The organism is Bacteroides sp. 3_1_23, assembly GCF_000162555.1.
Classification (GTDB): domain Bacteria; phylum Bacteroidota; class Bacteroidia; order Bacteroidales; family Bacteroidaceae; genus Bacteroides; species Bacteroides ovatus.
Genome location: NZ_GG774950.1, coordinates 199,310 through 214,180 on the forward strand (window position 1 = coordinate 199,310; position 14,871 = coordinate 214,180).

The 14,871-nt window shown below is 39.0% G+C and carries 16 protein-coding genes; 6 read left to right on the plus strand and 10 right to left on the minus strand.

Going from position 1 to position 14,871, the window contains the following annotated elements:
• Position 1 precedes the first annotated feature (1 nt).
• Positions 2–238 (minus strand): acyl carrier protein, encoded by a 237-nt coding sequence (locus HMPREF9010_RS11855; RefSeq protein WP_004291965.1) that lies wholly within the window; start codon positions 236–238, stop codon positions 2–4.
• Between the two features lie 98 nt (positions 239–336).
• Here HMPREF9010_RS11855 and purN point away from each other — a divergent pair, with 98 nt between their 5' ends.
• On the plus strand, positions 337–963 hold the full coding sequence (gene purN, locus HMPREF9010_RS11850; RefSeq protein ID WP_004307440.1) for a phosphoribosylglycinamide formyltransferase: 627 nt from the start codon (positions 337–339) through the stop codon (positions 961–963).
• Positions 964–1,069: 106 nt separating this feature from the next.
• On the opposite strand, the gene pdxB is transcribed toward purN, so the two are convergent.
• Positions 1,070–2,110: a 4-phosphoerythronate dehydrogenase PdxB gene (gene pdxB / locus HMPREF9010_RS11845; RefSeq protein WP_004322488.1), complete on the minus strand. Its 1,041-nt coding sequence runs from the start codon at positions 2,108–2,110 to the stop codon at positions 1,070–1,072.
• Between the two features lie 117 nt (positions 2,111–2,227).
• Between pdxB and HMPREF9010_RS11840 the strand changes: the two genes are divergently transcribed.
• The 3 genes from HMPREF9010_RS11840 to HMPREF9010_RS11830 are packed head-to-tail and all read left to right on the plus strand — an operon-like array spanning position 2,228 to position 5,002.
• Positions 2,228–2,833, plus strand: a complete 606-nt coding sequence (locus HMPREF9010_RS11840; protein ID WP_008649120.1) for a DUF4254 domain-containing protein — start codon at positions 2,228–2,230, stop codon at positions 2,831–2,833.
• 3 nt (positions 2,834–2,836) lie between these two features.
• Entirely contained in the window at positions 2,837–3,868 is a 1,032-nt protein-coding gene (locus HMPREF9010_RS11835; RefSeq protein WP_008649121.1) for a glycosyltransferase family 9 protein, read from the plus strand.
• Positions 3,869–3,925: 57 nt separating this feature from the next.
• Positions 3,926–5,002 (plus strand): glycosyltransferase family 4 protein, encoded by a 1,077-nt coding sequence (locus tag HMPREF9010_RS11830; protein ID WP_008649122.1) that lies wholly within the window; start codon positions 3,926–3,928, stop codon positions 5,000–5,002.
• On the opposite strand, the gene HMPREF9010_RS11825 is transcribed toward HMPREF9010_RS11830, so the two are convergent.
• A complete protein-coding gene (locus tag HMPREF9010_RS11825; RefSeq protein ID WP_004298301.1) occupies positions 4,985–6,043 on the minus strand; it encodes a glycosyltransferase family 9 protein in 1,059 nt (352 codons plus the stop codon). The two genes, HMPREF9010_RS11830 and HMPREF9010_RS11825, sit on opposite strands and share 18 nt — an antisense overlap.
• A 232-nt stretch (positions 6,044–6,275) precedes the next feature.
• On the opposite strand from HMPREF9010_RS11825, the gene HMPREF9010_RS11820 reads away from it, so the two are divergent.
• Positions 6,276–7,187 carry a lipopolysaccharide kinase InaA family protein gene (locus HMPREF9010_RS11820; RefSeq protein WP_004298299.1) on the plus strand — a complete coding sequence of 304 codons (912 nt, stop codon included), beginning with the start codon at positions 6,276–6,278 and terminating at the stop codon, positions 7,185–7,187.
• Here the strand turns inward: HMPREF9010_RS11820 and HMPREF9010_RS11815 are convergent, their stop codons facing one another.
• From HMPREF9010_RS11815 to HMPREF9010_RS11790, 6 genes are read right to left on the minus strand one after another with little or no spacing between them, the layout of a single operon-like run.
• Entirely contained in the window at positions 7,188–8,000 is an 813-nt protein-coding gene (locus HMPREF9010_RS11815; protein WP_004298298.1) for an FkbM family methyltransferase, read from the minus strand.
• Positions 7,997–9,130, minus strand: coding sequence for a glycosyltransferase family 4 protein (locus tag HMPREF9010_RS11810; protein WP_008649124.1), 1,134 nt, complete (start codon positions 9,128–9,130; stop codon positions 7,997–7,999). The genes HMPREF9010_RS11815 and HMPREF9010_RS11810 overlap by 4 nt, the downstream gene beginning before the upstream one ends.
• A gap of 29 nt (positions 9,131–9,159) precedes the next feature.
• Positions 9,160–9,972 carry a phosphorylcholine transferase LicD gene (locus HMPREF9010_RS11805; RefSeq protein ID WP_008649126.1) on the minus strand — a complete coding sequence of 271 codons (813 nt, stop codon included), beginning with the start codon at positions 9,970–9,972 and terminating at the stop codon, positions 9,160–9,162.
• Between the two features lie 15 nt (positions 9,973–9,987).
• Positions 9,988–10,719 carry an NTP transferase domain-containing protein gene (locus tag HMPREF9010_RS11800; protein ID WP_008649128.1) on the minus strand — a complete coding sequence of 244 codons (732 nt, stop codon included), beginning with the start codon at positions 10,717–10,719 and terminating at the stop codon, positions 9,988–9,990.
• Positions 10,716–11,765 (minus strand): pyridoxal phosphate-dependent aminotransferase, encoded by a 1,050-nt coding sequence (locus HMPREF9010_RS11795; protein WP_004298294.1) that lies wholly within the window; start codon positions 11,763–11,765, stop codon positions 10,716–10,718. Before HMPREF9010_RS11795 ends, HMPREF9010_RS11800 begins: the two co-directional genes overlap by 4 nt.
• A gap of 1 nt (position 11,766) precedes the next feature.
• Positions 11,767–12,576 carry a glycosyltransferase family 2 protein gene (locus HMPREF9010_RS11790; protein WP_008649130.1) on the minus strand — a complete coding sequence of 270 codons (810 nt, stop codon included), beginning with the start codon at positions 12,574–12,576 and terminating at the stop codon, positions 11,767–11,769.
• A 196-nt stretch (positions 12,577–12,772) separates the two neighbouring features.
• Between HMPREF9010_RS11790 and HMPREF9010_RS11785 the strand changes: the two genes are divergently transcribed.
• Positions 12,773–13,756 carry a glycosyltransferase family 2 protein gene (locus HMPREF9010_RS11785; protein ID WP_008649131.1) on the plus strand — a complete coding sequence of 328 codons (984 nt, stop codon included), beginning with the start codon at positions 12,773–12,775 and terminating at the stop codon, positions 13,754–13,756.
• 70 nt (positions 13,757–13,826) lie between these two features.
• On the opposite strand, the gene HMPREF9010_RS11780 is transcribed toward HMPREF9010_RS11785, so the two are convergent.
• Positions 13,827–14,867 carry a hypothetical protein gene (locus HMPREF9010_RS11780; protein WP_008649132.1) on the minus strand — a complete coding sequence of 347 codons (1,041 nt, stop codon included), beginning with the start codon at positions 14,865–14,867 and terminating at the stop codon, positions 13,827–13,829.
• Between the last annotated feature and the right edge of the window lie 4 nt (positions 14,868–14,871).

Sequence of the window (14,871 nt, forward strand, 5' to 3'; positions counted from 1 at the left end):
ATTACTTAGCGTGTTCTTCGATATAAGATACAGCATCACCTACAGTACCAATCTTTTCTGCTTGGTCATCAGGAATAGAGATACCGAATTCTTTTTCGAATTCCATGATAAGTTCTACAGTGTCAAGAGAATCTGCTCCCAGGTCGTTAGTGAAGCTTGCTTCGTTAGTAACTTCTGATTCTTCTACGCCTAATTTATCAACGATAATCGCTTTTACTCTTGATGCAATTTCAGACATAACTTTAAGTTTTTAATTAATAATTAGTTTTATTTCTTTAAATTTGCGGTGCAAAGGAATGAATATTTATCGTTTTGCGCAAATATTTGACTAAATAAATGCAATGTTTTGCACATTTTTCACTGTTTTGTGCATCGAATTTGAGAGTTATGAAGAAAAACATCGCAATTTTCGCTTCCGGTTCCGGTTCAAATGCCGAGAATATTATCCGGTATTTCCAAAAAAACGATTCCGTTCAGGTTTCGTTGGTGCTTTCTAATAAAAGTGACGCCTATGTTTTGGAACGTGCGCATCGCTTGGGAGTGCCTTCTAACGTGTTTCCAAAGGAGGATTGGATAGCCGGAGATGAAATTTTGGCTATTTTGCAGGAGTACCGCATTGATTTTGTCGTGCTGGCTGGCTTTCTGGTTCGTGTGCCTGATTTACTTTTGCATGCTTATCCCGATAAAATTATAAATATACATCCTGCTCTTCTGCCGAAGTTTGGAGGCAAGGGGATGTATGGTGACCGGGTTCATGAAGCGGTAGTGGCTGCCGGTGAGAAAGAAAGCGGCATTACTATACATTATATAAATGAGCATTACGACGAAGGAAATACGATTTTTCAAGCTACTTGCCCTGTTCTTTCGACTGATTCTCCGGATGATGTAGCTAAGAAGGTGCATGCTTTGGAATATGAACACTTCCCGCAAATCATAGAACAGGTATTAAATAATAAGAATTAAGTATCAGGTATTAAGTATTACGTCGTACAGATAATCCTTTGACAGAATTTTATTAAATTTTTCAGTCGATGCGATTAATGTCTGATACTTACTTGAAACTTAATACCTAATACTTAATAATGTATGCTTTCTCTTCTCTCCGCAAAGGATAATCTCCGCGTAGGGTTTCGAATAGCTCCGGTTGATTTTTTAGCCGGTTGCTGTCTTCGGTTGGATTATACATTTGGAGGACTGCTTCTTCGTGGTTTTTTGCATGAATAATGGGGGAGACAAGTGCGGGTGCGTTAATTTCATAATCCCCTTTTATTTGGAAAAAATTGCAGATGGCATCCAATGACATACGTGTGGCGTTTGCTTTTCCATCTGCAGAGTAACCTGCAATGTGAGGAGTTCCGATAAATGTCTTTTCCAGTAGATCACGGTTGATTTCCGGTTCATGCTCCCATACGTCAATGATGGCATCCGAAATCATCCGGCTGTTCAAGGCTTTTAAAAGAGCATCAGTCTGGATGACTTCTCCCCGTGAGGTATTGATGATAACAGGTTTCCGTTTGAGTGACTGAAAGAAAACTTCATCCGCCAAGTGGAACGTTTTATACTTTCCTTCCTTATATAAAGGTACGTGAAAAGTGATGATGTCACACTCTTCCGCTATTTTCTCCAGTGAAGAGAATCGTTCTGCACCTTCTTTTTCTTCCCGTGGCAAATCATTCAATAAAACACGCATGCCAAAATCCTGGGCAACTTTAGCTACTTTACTCCCGACATTTCCTACTCCTATGATTCCAATCGTCAGTTCATTCAGTCTTTTATTCCTGACGGACTTCCATACAAGAAGCGATGACTGTATATATTGGGCGACAGAAGCCGAATTACATCCCGGTGCATTCGTCCATTCGATACCGGCCTGTTTGCAATACTCCGTATCAATATGGTCGAAACCTATGGTTGCCGTCGCTATGAATTTCACTCGACTACCTTCCAATAAATCCCGGTTGCAATGTGTGCGGGTACGGACAATAAGTGCATCCGCATCCCGTACGAGCTCCGGAGTGAAATCTTTCCCCGGTGCATAAACTACCTCATCGGCTATTCTCTGTACCGCTTCTTTTATATAAGGTATTTTATTGTCGATAATAATTTTCATATACAATTCATCTTTTATATCCACAAAGGTAACAAATAAAAAAGTAAGAAACGGTTGCTTGTCTGAAAAATATTACATAGATTTGCCCTATTATATATCTATTAGCTAGTTAAGATTATGACATTTAGTAACCTTTGCAACGAGATTTTTTGGAAATCGACAACAGATTACCATGTAACGGATAGTGTGGATGCTCCGATGAACAATCCTTACGAGTTGAAAACTATTGAGTATTATTTATATCTAAAGAACTGGATTGATGCTGTGCAATGGCATTTTGAGGATATTATCCGTGACCCGCAGATTGATCCGGTAGAAGCATTGGCCTTGAAAAGAAGAATTGATAAATCAAATCAGGATCGTACAGACCTGGTGGAATTAATTGATAGCTACTTTTTAGACAAATACAAAGAGGTGAAACCTCTCTCTGACGCAACGATCAATACGGAAAGCCCTGCATGGGCAATTGACCGCTTGTCAATTCTTGCATTGAAAATTTACCACATGCAGCAGGAGGTGGAACGTACGGACACTACCGAGGAACACCGTGCTCAATGCCAGACTAGGTTGAATATCCTGCTGGAACAACGCAAAGACCTTTCTACGGCTATTGAACAGCTGTTGGCTGATATCGAAGCCGGAAGAAAATATATGAAAGTATATAAACAGATGAAGATGTATAATGACCCGGCATTAAATCCGGTGCTTTATGCGAAAAAATAACGAATGGCGCGTATTCTCATTATTCGTTTTTCAGCTCTTGGCGATGTAGCCATGACAATCCCGGTAATACATTCGCTGGCTGTGCAATACCCGCAGCATGAAATAACAGTGTTAAGTCGTGCTGTATGGCAGCCACTCTTTCAGGGGTTGCCTGCCAATGTGGGTTTTGTCGGAGCTGATTTAACAGGCAAGCACAAGGGGCTTTGGGGCTTGAATAGCCTTTATTCGGAATTGAAAGCGATGCATTTTGATTACATTGCTGATTTTCATCATGTACTTCGTTCTAAGTATTTATGTTTGCGATTCCGTCTTGCCAATAAACCGGTAGCTTCCATTTGTAAAGGAAGGGCAGGCAAAAAGAAGCTGGTTCGCCGTCATGATAAGGTGATGGAAAATCAGAAGAGTTCTTTTCGTCGTTATGCCGATGTACTTGAGAAGCTAGGTTTACCGGTACTATTAAATTTCTCTTCTATTTATGGCGAAGGAAAAGGAAACTTTGCGGAAATAGAACCAGTCACAGGGCCTAAAGAAGATCAAAAGTGGATTGGTATAGCTCCTTTTGCCAAACATGCAGGTAAGATTTATCCGTTAGAACTGCAGGAGCAAGTTATAGCATATTTTGCTGCCAATCCCAAAGTAAAGGTTTTCCTCTTTGGAGGCGGTAAAAGCGAGCAGGACGTATTTGATGCATGGATTGCTAAATATCCTTCTGTCGTTTCAATGATCGGTAAACTGAATATGCGTACCGAACTGAATCTGATGAGCCATCTGGACGTGATGCTTTCAATGGATTCTGCCAATATGCATTTGGCATCCCTGGTCAATATTCCGGTTGTCTCTATTTGGGGAGCCACCCATCCTTATGCCGGTTTTATGGGCTGGAAACAATTGCCGGTCAATACCGTGCAACTCGATTTGTCATGCCGTCCCTGTTCTGTATATGGTCAGAAGCCTTGCTGGCGAGGTGATTATGCCTGTTTGAGGGATATAAAGCCGGAGCAGGTCATTGCGAAAATAGAAGGGCTTGTAGATTAATCCTTGCTGAAGTTCAAATTAGCTGTTTATTGAGCCGAAAGAGCGTAGAATCAAATAATGATGAAAGAGATACAACGAAAGAAAAAGGTACTGATAGATCTTACGAATTATGGTAGTCTCACAGCCGGCTTCGGGCAGATTGCGGCCAACTATGCAACCGCCTTTTCGTCTATGCCGGTAGATGATCTTCATTTTGTATATTTATTGCGGCAGAAATATATGCAGGAATTTGGTCCGAATGTGACCTCTGTTCCGGTACGTCGTATCAATAAGTTTTTTCCTTTTACCCTTCCCAAGGTAGATGTATGGCATGCGGTGAATCAACAGCGCAAGATGTTGCGTATTGCCGGTGGTACAAAGTTTATCTTTACTATACACGACTTTAATTTCTTAACAGAGAAAAAGCCCTGGAAGGCGAAAATGTATCTTCGCCGGATGCAGAATAAGGTCAATAAAGCAGCGGTCGTGACTACGATCTCTCATTATGTGGCAGATGTCATTCGGCAGCATGTAGATTTGAAAGGGAAGGAGATCCGGGTCATCTATAATGGAGTGGAGAGAATCGATACATTGGAAGGAATAAAGCCGTCGTTTGCTACAGGGCGTCCTTTCTTTTTTACGATTGGACAAATCCGTAGAAAAAAGAACTTCCATCTCTTGGTTGACGTAATGCGTTATTTCCCGGAATATGATCTATATATTTGTGGCGATGCTCATTTTGCTTATGCTGAAGAAGTGCGCAATCTGATCCGTGAGAATCAGCTCACTAATGTCTTTTTGACGGATGTTATTTCTCAAAGCGAGAAGATCTGGTTATATCGGAACTGTGAGGCATTCCTGTTTCCTAGTGAGGGAGAGGGCTTTGGATTGCCGGTGGTGGAAGCTATGCAATTTGGGAAGGCTGTATTTGCTGCTAATCGCACTAGTTTGCCGGAAGTTTGTAATGGACACGCTATCATGTGGGAACATTTGGATACAGAATTTATGGTGGAAAGTATCCGGGAGCATCTACCTGATTTTTATAAAGATAAGGAACGCTTGGAGAAAATCAAGGAACATGCCGCTTCATTCAGTTACGAGAAGCATATACAAGCCTACCTTGATTTATATCGGGAGTTAGCTCAATTGCCTTAGTATTGGAATCAATTGCTCGTATACCTTTTCGGGAGTAATTAATGCAAAACGCTCCTCATAGGGTAATGTCGCCTGTTGTTCCGGTGGAAGAATGTCGTCAGGACTAATTCCTTCGGCGAGTACGGAATTGGCGGGTAACCACATTGACTTTGACGCACTTGGTGAATAAATGGCAAATGAAGGAACTCCAAGAGCTTGGGCGATGTGTCTGGCTCCTCCTTCGTTCCCGAAGTAAAATGAACAGTTGGCACAAAGTGCTGCCAGTTGTCGTAATGAAGAAGCTTGTATATCGATCTTGATACGTTCCGGACATCCTAATTCCTTGTAGATATTTCTGGCATCTTCTTCTTCGTACCCCGGCGCGTAGTTGAAGATCATTTGTATGTCCTTGTATTCCTCTAATATTCTTTTCAGTGTGGCTACCATGAACTCCGTATTCCATTTTTTATGGATGAGTTTGGTTGTGACTCCTATTAATAATACAGGGCGTGCAAAATCAATCCCTTCCTTTTCCATATAATATCGGAAATCTTCTTTTTCCCGGTCAGTCAGATATAACTTGAATTCTTTTGTGTATTGAATAGGTCTGATCTTTTCTAATGGTGCTGCAAGCAATAGATTGCGTTGTACCATGTCAGTTGTCAGATTCTTACTGTAAGTGTCTGTCCGGTAGTTCAGTAGAAAATGTGTATATCCTTTAATGCGTCCTATCCGGAAAGGAGTTCTTAATGAAAAAAGAGAGAAAAAAAGGGTCCGGATAGTAGAGCGCATATCGATGATTACATCGTATCTGTTTTTATGCATTACCTGCCATACTTTTTTTATATAAGCAGTGAATGGTTTATTCTCATTCTTGTCAAATGTAATGACTTTATCTATATCCGGATGCCCCTCATAGAGTGGAGCAATATTTTTATTAAGCACGAAGTGTATCTCTGCATCGGGAAAACTTTTTTTCAGCGTGCTGCACAATGCAACAGCCAGAATTGAGTCGCCTATTTGTCTAAATCGAATAATTAGAATTCTTTTGATTGGTTTCATGCTTAAACTTCCTTATGCTTTTTATCGTGCAAACATAACTAAAAAAAAGCATTTATGTCTAAATATAAATGAAAAGAAAAAAGAAAAAATGACTAAAGCGGTTCGTAACAGGACTTATATGTAGAGAGAGTTAGCCAATCTTTGTGAGAAAAGAGAAAAATATAGTCGGAATATGGCCTAATTTCTTTATCTTTGCTCAATCTTTGTAATTAGTATTATATAGGAGAGTGTAATGAGAGTGATTGTAAATCCCAAGTACGCACATTTGCAGAAGGAGATAGAAGAAATTCCAAGGTCCTTCCAGAAAGAAAGAGATGTGGTGTATGATGGTCGTAATGTTTTAAAACGAATTGGCTTGGGCAGTATTGATGTTGTGGTGAAGAGCTTTAAGAAGCCTCACATCATCAATCGCGTTGTATATTCGTTTTTCCGGCAATCAAAAGCAGAACGTTCCTATATTTATTCTATGGAGATCCAACAGCATGGTTTTGACACTCCGGAGCCAGTGGCTATGATTGAACAATTTCAGAATGGTCTTCTTTCACATAGCTATTATATTTGTTGTTATGATGGTGGCGAAACTGTCCGTTCCCTGATGGATGGGAAAGTAGAGGGAAATGAAGATAAACTTTCTGCTTTTGCGCGCTACACTGCTGCTTTGCATCAGGCAGGTATTCTCCATTTGGACTATTCTCCCGGTAATATACTGATTCATCAGAATGAAACGAATGAATACAGTTTCTCTCTGGTCGACGTGAATCGCATGCAGTTGCTATCGGATATTGATTGTGATATGGTATGCCGTAATATGTGCCGTTTGTGTATTTCGCGTGAGGTACTGACTTACATCATGACAGAATATGCTTCTTTGCGTGGATGGGACGTCGAATCTACGGTCAGTCTGGCCCTTCGTTACAGCGATCAGTTTTTTACTCATTATATTTATCGTCGTGCGGCACGGAAAGAGAAAGAAAAGCATATTGTATCCCTGATTTTATTCTTCCGTTTATACCGTTCCGTACGTAAATTCTTTTCTTGGGAACCGCATATCTCACGTTTCTTATTGAAAAAGGAAAAGCATATCTATGATACATACCTGTGCAAGTATGATTATTGTGAATTGCTTTCTGCTGATTATCAATGATTACTTCTTACTTCCGCGCATCACTACACTGCGGATTTTATGCCTGAAAAAACCTTTTTGATTAATATATGTGCAGTTATGTTTGTCCAGAAATGCAGAGATAACTTCTTCGTCATCACGCAAGTGGTATGTGCAAATGGCAAAATCCAGCTTCTGGCAATTCTGGAATAAGTTATTGCATCCGGCCAATGCGTGCCGTTCGGCTCCTTCTATATCCATTTTAAGAAATAGATGTTCATTCGTCTGGTTGTTGAAGAAATCATCTAGTGTTTGCTCTCTCGAAGAATTATGGTCACTCACATACTTCTGGACAATCGTCACTTTATCCTGCCATGGTTCGAAGGTAGCTCTGATGGCTTCCAACCATTGCTCGTCCTGCTCAAACAAATAAACATGTTTGGCTTCTTCGATAATTTCCAATGATGAATAGCCTTCGGCACAACCGACATCCACAAATACTTTCCCTGTCACTTCTTTAACGCTGTTGAAGTAATGGTGCGGTGAGCGCCTGTCTTGTTCCATACTCAAAGCCCTATAATATTTTTGAATTTTCTTGGCTGGAGTGCTTTTTCTGAAATAGAGTCGCTTCTTTTCTTTTTGAACATAGTATAAGCCTTTTTCCTCATCTTTCTGTACATCAACAGGCATATTGGCGTATTCATCCTTGAATTCATACAGGTGTCTTGAATATCCATGTTCTTTAATATATTCATAGTATTTCAGATAAGGAGAGCCAGGCTTATATCCTTTCATGAAATAATATGGGAGAGTGCCATATATAAATTTCTTTATTGTATGTTTAAGTACGTTCATTTCATTAGTTTCTTGTAGATGTTTAAGATTTCTTCCGCTTGCTTTTCTTCAGAGAATCTTTTGGCAAATTTTTGCCCCTTTTCAATCATCTCCTTTTTTCTTTCAGTATCGGAGTATATCTGTTTGAAAGCATCGGCCATTCCTTTGATATCGTCAGGATGTACATAGATAGAGTCGGGACCTCCGGCTTCTTCCAGGCAAGATCCAGTCGCGGCCACTACCGGAATACCGGAGTATAGAGCTTCTATAATGGGAATACCAAAACCTTCGAAACGGGAAGGGTATACAAAAATTTCTGCTAACTGATAAAAAGCCGGCAGATCATCAAAAGGAACATTGCTGATGATATGTACCCTTTCTTCTAGCTTATTCTCCTTAATGAAACGTTCAATCTTATCAGTATATTCCGTGTGGCGTCCTACAATGACGAGATGAATCTGTTCAGGAAGCATCGTTAGTGCCTGCACCGCTGAAAGGGCGTTTTTGCGTTCTTCAATACTTCCTACGTTAAGGATATAGTGATCCGGTAGCTGATATTTAGCCCGGATTTCTTTTTTCTTCTCTGCTGCTACAGGATGCATGAATGAAGGATCACATCCCTGATAAACAACTTCTATCTTATCGGCGGGAATCCTGAAATACTCAATAATATCACGCTTGGTACATTCGCTGATAGCAATGATTTTATCGGTATTTTCGCAAGCTTTACGGAATTTGTATGTGTATATTTTCCTGTCGATCGAATGGTAATACTGCGGATAGCGCAGAAAGATCAGATCGTGAATCGTTACAATACTTTTTACCTCGCTTTGATGTATATTCAGGGGCAACTCATTACTAAGTCCGTGGAATATATCGATTTTTTCTTTTTCCAGTTGTTGGGTAACGCCCCATACTCGCCACAATGAACTTAACTTTTTCCAGGAAGAAGTAGTGGGATAAGAAAGCTGTAGTTGCTGATACTGCTTCGTTAATTTGTCCAGCCTCTTGTTTTCCCGTTTCTTGGGGGCATACAGCACATATTCATTCTCCGGATAGAATTGGCATAGGATATCCACTATATAGCGGCTATAATTACCCAGACCGGTGAAATTCTGTACTGCACGTTTTCCGTCAAAACCTATTCTCATTTCTTCTTCTTACCTTTATGTGATTATAATTAGACTTCAAAATTCCGATAAGGTTTATTCAAGTCTAAATAATGGAAATTATGTTGTCTTTGTCCACTTTGTTTAGGTATGGTCATGTAATCTCCATATTTCTGTGACAGATAAGCGTCGTATTTCTGTACTCCCCATACTTCTTCATCTTCAAACCGGATAGGAGTGGGAGTGCCCAGAATATCCTTCGACATGATTCCTTTCATTCCATCATCATAATCGCAGACTAATGCGCATTGGTCGAAATCGTATTTCTTCATCACCTTCCTGATGCTTTCCTGTGCTCCGGTAAGGGTAAAAAACTTTCTGCATAATAGCGGTATCCATGAACTGGGACCTTTCCCATGTTTGTATGGATTGCGATGAATAAGATAAAGTACTCGTTTGTAGAACTCATACTTCGCAAAATGCATTCTTTGCGCCATGCGGCTTTCCGGAACTCCATCTAGTGGAAATATATCAATATATACACCTCCCAGATATTTGAGATGCATACGCTCGATTAAGGTTGTGTTGGCATCCTGCACCTTTGCGAACGGAAGAGGATATTCCTTATCATTCTCAGCGCATACCGCTTCGTAAGGTTCCGGTAACCATTCTTTGGCACTAGCCATTAGTAAGTCATAATCAGCTCTTGGCATTCCGATATCCAAATCATCATCCCAGGGGATGAATCCTTTGTGGCGCACAGCTCCCAGCATGGTGCCTGCCATGATGTAATATCGCAGATTATGTTCTTTGCAAACTTTGTCAACAGCTAATAAGTTCTTTAATATGCGAAGCTGTAGAGGGCGGATGTCGTAATTAGCCATTCTATCTGATTTTAATTAATAAAGACTGGCTGGAATCAGCTTCTGTGCCTGTTGAAAGTCTTCTACTGTGTCCAGCTCGGCCGAGAAGAACTCGGTGGTGTCCATAACGTAAAAACTATATCCTTGCGGAATCAGTCTCTCAAAAGCCCGTTCGTAGAATATATTATCCAGTCCTTCGGCAGTAATCATAATTTCCAGTTCCCGGAATAGCGCTTTGGTGTATTCAGCTGACATCTTTTCAATGCCGATAGATTCTCCGATAGCATCGGATATTGAGCAGACTTTGCTGATTTCAACGACCTTTTGTGCGTCGTCCACGATGACTTTTATTTCTTCTGCTCCGAGCTCATGACGATTCAGTGCCAATATGTCGTCCTTATCCGAATGAAGCAGTTTCTCTACAATCTGCGGATCAAATACAATGTCGCTGTCTAATAATAAAATCTCCTGCCCATCTGTATAGGAACGGGTGAGCCATAATGAATAGATATTGTTGGTTGATTCATACCTGTCATTATAGATGAAAGTAATATCTTGGGTTGGATAATGTGCCTGTAGGAAATCAACGATTTGCTGCTGGCGATACCCGGTGACAATGATGAATTCATCAAATCCGTTTTGTATCAGAGCATCAAAAGCTCTTTCCAAAAGGCATCGTTCTCCTATTTTGAGAAGACATTTGGGCGTCGTATCGGTCAGCGGGCGTAAGCGTGAAGCTATTCCTGCGGCTAATATTACTGCTTTCATTTGGATGCTATTTCTTTGATTGTATCTATAACGATCCGGTTCTGCTCTGGGCGTCCCAATGTGATACGCAAATGAGTATTGATATCCGGTTCATTCATAAACTTCACTTTATAACTCTGTTCAGCAAAAGCCTTTTGTAAAGCCTCTTTCAGCTCTATCGGGTATTTGATTAAAATAAAATTGGCAACCGATTCATATACTTTGAATCCGGGTAACACGCCGATTTCCTTTTCGTAACGCTCACGGTCTTCGTTCATCAGTTTGGCGATGTTTCGATAGTGTGCGTCCGATTTAAGAGCCGCAATGGCGATATCTTCGGATATCCGGTTATATCCCAGATATTTATTGCTGTATCTGCTGAATTTTTCCAGCTCCTTACTCATGAATCCGAATCCCATACGTAAACCGGGCAATCCATAAAACTTGGATAAAGTACGGGAAATAATCAAATTCGGATATTTATTAACCAGCTTTTTGATATAACTGGTATCAGTTGAAACAAAAGAAGCGTATGCTTCGTCTATCAGTACCACTGTTTGACTGGGTACTTCTGCAAGCAGTTCATCCAATTCTTTTGGAGTTAAACCATTGCCGGTAGGGTTATTGGGAGAAGCTAGTAAAAGAATCTTCGGATTCTCTTTCTGAATCATATCTTTTAGCGTCTCAAAGTCATATTTAAAAGTATTTCCGTCTTCGTAGAGAGGATATTGCAAAGTATGGCCATTCACCTCATCTGCAATTGATTTATAATACCACCATGAGAACTTGGGAATCAACATCGTTTTATTTCCATCTTCTTGAGTCAGGAAGTAGTGTACAGCTTGCTTCAGAATATCTTCTCCGCCGTATCCTAATAAGACTTGTGTTTCATCTATATCGTAAAGTTCGGATAAGAAAACAGATAATATACTTTTCTTTCCTTCATCATAAATGCGGGTATAAAAACAAAGTTTATTTATATCGAAGTTTTTTAAAGCCTCTACTACTTCTTTTGATGGACTGTAGTTAAATTCGTTTCGATCTAAAAAGTTCAAATTCTTTTCCATATTAGTTTTGTATGATTCCTTTATCGCACCAGGTTAGCTTCCTGACTTTCGTCTCGTTCAAAATACTGCGGTTGTTGCTCAAATTATCCGTTCCATGTAGCTCATGATAAAGATGGAACACAATTCCCGCAAATTTAATGGTACGCTTGCGTACACCGCTATTGATGAGGCGGCACACTAACTCATGATCTTCACTTCCCCATCCGGTAATAGCTTCATTGTACCCATTAACTTTTAACAAATCCTCTTTCCAGAAAGCCATATTGCATCCTCTCGAGTAAGAAACATCCCATTGACGATAATGTTGAAGTAGTGGACTCAACCAAGGTAAATGTACTCCGTTGATTGTGTTTTTAGTACTTTTGTCGTGAATGGAAATGATGCAGTTTTTTTCTGCTAACATTTTTCTCGTTAAGCCTTCCCGGATTAATACACGGCTACCGGTTACGAAACTACCTTTTTTAGCAAAATGTACATGATCTTTGATGAAATCTTTGTGTAAGACGATATCTCCGTCAATTTGTATAATATATTCTTTAGATGCTTTCGCAATAGCTTTGTTGCGGATGGAGGCCAGTCTGAAGCCTAAATCCTCATGCCAAACATGAATAATGGGAACTTCAGAGGAAGCTGCCAATTGATGAATTAGTTCTCCTGTGTCTTCTTTAGAACCATCATCGGCAATGATAATTTCATCAGGAAGGAGAGATTGACGTAGCACGCTTTTAACGCATAATTCTAATGCGTCGCTTCTATTATAGGTGGATATAATTAGCGATGTACTTATGTTGCTCGCCATTGGTTTATTCATATAATTATTACTATGTTAGTTAAATAGTTAAGGGGGCTTGCACTAAAATTCTACAAATGTATACATTTTATTTGGTTGTGACAAGTGTTAAAGGCTTTTTTGCTAAACATTAGAGGGTTAGCGTCTTTTTTAAGAATAATATCTGTATCTTTGCTATCAGTTTGTTATAATAACTAAGATAAATAGTGCATTTGTAATGGAAAATCATCCGGTGGAAGTTAGCGTAATCATTCCTAATTATAACTATGCTCGTTTTTTACGACAACGTATCGAATCGGTATTGGCACAAACCTATACGAATTATGAGATTATATTATTGGATGATGCTTCAACCGATGATAGCATGTCTATTTTAAATCATTATAAAACAAACTCTCGTGTCACTCATTTGGAGATTAATTCTGTCAACACAGGGAGTCCTTTTGCACAGTGGCAAAAAGGGATTAGTTTGTCCCGTGGAAAATATATTTGGATTGCCGAGAGTGATGATGCGGCTGAATCTTCTTTTCTAGAGAAAGCTGTTTCTGTTTTAAATCAATATCCGCGTGCTTCCTTCTGTTTTCTAGGTTCATATTGTATAGACGAAAAAGGGAATCAACTATCTACTGATTTTGACCGTTGGACTTCAAAACAATTACGTCATCCTCACAATATAGGTGTTTTTGATGGTGAAGATTATATAAAACATAATCTTTATTGGCGTAATTATATTTACAATGCTAGTGGTGTTGTCTTTCGTAAACAATGTTTTGAACAAATAAAAGATTTGTCTTGCTTTTCAATGCGCTATAGTGGCGATTGGCTTTTCTGGATAGAAATGGCCAAGCAAGGAATGGTAGTCGAAGTTTATGAAAAATTGAATAAATTTCGTTTGCATAATGTAAGCACTACCAAGAAGGGGCAAAAGACAGGAGATGGGGTTCGGGAAGACATATATATAGTAAATAGAATAGAGCATTCTCTCGTTGATATAGGAAGGCGAAGAAAGACTGTGCGTCATGGGAGCTTCTATAAAGAGATAAAAAGACTTAAGGTGCCTACTGAAATCAAGGAGGAACTTACATTGCACTTAGTATCTTCTTTAAAAGTAAATTCTAGTGATTATTATGTAGAACGATTTAATAAAAGTTTTAGTTGGCTGATGCCTTGGTTGATTACTCGTGATAAAGATCGTCTGTGATTACTGGATGTTTTTATTGGAAATGGATAATGTTTATGAAATACTTGCTAATAATCACATAAAAGTAAATTTAGTCGGTGGATTTTTCTATCTTATCTGCAATAATATAACCAACAGTTTCACTAGCTATAGTTGCCCAATGTGTATCATCTATATGATAAACGTCTTTGACTCCGCTGGCGATCATTTCTCTAAAATTATCTCTAGGATTAATAAACCATTTTAGTTGGTTAATTCCATTTTCTTCTAGTTGATCAATTACTTTCTTAGGCGGATATGGATTGTTTATTATATATGGTTGGTATACATCATATTTATCGGGAGCTATCATATAATAGAGGTCAATGCCTTTTTCTTGAAAGCGTTTATGAAGGTAGTTTAGTTTGTCTAAAATGGCGTTGTATTCTTCTTTTGTGATTGATAATTTCCATAAATCGTCATTGTAAAAATAGAAGGTGTTGTATGGTGGAACAGAGAAACAATCAGTGTTTAACTGTACTTCTTTTACTGGCCTTTTTGATTTGTATAAATGATATTTGATATATTTAAACGTTTCCATTAAATAATCTTTCTTCTTTTTTTCTGTAAAATTATTTTCTGGCTTATTGTCTTCTTTCTCAAGAGTATAATTGATGTCTTTAATATCTCTAAAGCTAAGTATATGCTGTACAAATTCTCTTTCGACCGTTTCAATAATAACAGTTTTACATCCTAGGCTAGCGTATATATCGTTATTCAATAAATACAATGCGATATCTTCAGAACTATATCCTCTTCCTCTTGGATCAGGATAGTTGAGGATTCTTTCTCCTAATTTGGCTGCTAAATAATTTTGATAACCACTGAAACCTTGTTGGCTAAAGGAGTCTCCTATGGTCATAACTTTGTAATTTCTTTGTATGTTGTCATAATATGTATCTACCTTGTTCTCTGATAGTGGTGTACCTAAATTGGTTTGGGTTTTGTCTATGTAAAAGTAGCCAAGTTTCCCTAAATCACCGGCTTTGGTTAGACGGTCTATCAAATAGAAATTCACATAAAAGCCATATGCGTATATTAATACCATGATAGGGAATATGGTGAATAAGCATTTTAATATAAATTTTCTCATAAAG

What these genes read in the sequence shown, in the direction of transcription:
- HMPREF9010_RS11855 (WP_004291965.1), bottom strand. Translation starts at nt 238, where the DNA reads ATGTCTGAAATTGCATCAAGAGTAAAAGCGATTATCGTTGATAAATTA.
- purN (WP_004307440.1), top strand. Translation starts at nt 337, where the DNA reads ATGCAATGTTTTGCACATTTTTCACTGTTTTGTGCATCGAATTTGAGA.
- pdxB (WP_004322488.1), bottom strand. Translation starts at nt 2,110, where the DNA reads ATGAAAATTATTATCGACAATAAAATACCTTATATAAAAGAAGCGGTA.
- HMPREF9010_RS11840 (WP_008649120.1), top strand. Translation starts at nt 2,228, where the DNA reads ATGACATTTAGTAACCTTTGCAACGAGATTTTTTGGAAATCGACAACA.
- HMPREF9010_RS11835 (WP_008649121.1), top strand. Translation starts at nt 2,837, where the DNA reads ATGGCGCGTATTCTCATTATTCGTTTTTCAGCTCTTGGCGATGTAGCC.
- HMPREF9010_RS11830 (WP_008649122.1), top strand. Translation starts at nt 3,926, where the DNA reads ATGATGAAAGAGATACAACGAAAGAAAAAGGTACTGATAGATCTTACG.
- HMPREF9010_RS11825 (WP_004298301.1), bottom strand. Translation starts at nt 6,043, where the DNA reads ATGAAACCAATCAAAAGAATTCTAATTATTCGATTTAGACAAATAGGC.
- HMPREF9010_RS11820 (WP_004298299.1), top strand. Translation starts at nt 6,276, where the DNA reads ATGAGAGTGATTGTAAATCCCAAGTACGCACATTTGCAGAAGGAGATA.
- HMPREF9010_RS11815 (WP_004298298.1), bottom strand. Translation starts at nt 8,000, where the DNA reads ATGAACGTACTTAAACATACAATAAAGAAATTTATATATGGCACTCTC.
- HMPREF9010_RS11810 (WP_008649124.1), bottom strand. Translation starts at nt 9,130, where the DNA reads ATGAGAATAGGTTTTGACGGAAAACGTGCAGTACAGAATTTCACCGGT.
- HMPREF9010_RS11805 (WP_008649126.1), bottom strand. Translation starts at nt 9,972, where the DNA reads ATGGCTAATTACGACATCCGCCCTCTACAGCTTCGCATATTAAAGAAC.
- HMPREF9010_RS11800 (WP_008649128.1), bottom strand. Translation starts at nt 10,719, where the DNA reads ATGAAAGCAGTAATATTAGCCGCAGGAATAGCTTCACGCTTACGCCCG.
- HMPREF9010_RS11795 (WP_004298294.1), bottom strand. Translation starts at nt 11,765, where the DNA reads ATGGAAAAGAATTTGAACTTTTTAGATCGAAACGAATTTAACTACAGT.
- HMPREF9010_RS11790 (WP_008649130.1), bottom strand. Translation starts at nt 12,576, where the DNA reads ATGAATAAACCAATGGCGAGCAACATAAGTACATCGCTAATTATATCC.
- HMPREF9010_RS11785 (WP_008649131.1), top strand. Translation starts at nt 12,773, where the DNA reads ATGGAAAATCATCCGGTGGAAGTTAGCGTAATCATTCCTAATTATAAC.
- HMPREF9010_RS11780 (WP_008649132.1), bottom strand. Translation starts at nt 14,867, where the DNA reads ATGAGAAAATTTATATTAAAATGCTTATTCACCATATTCCCTATCATG.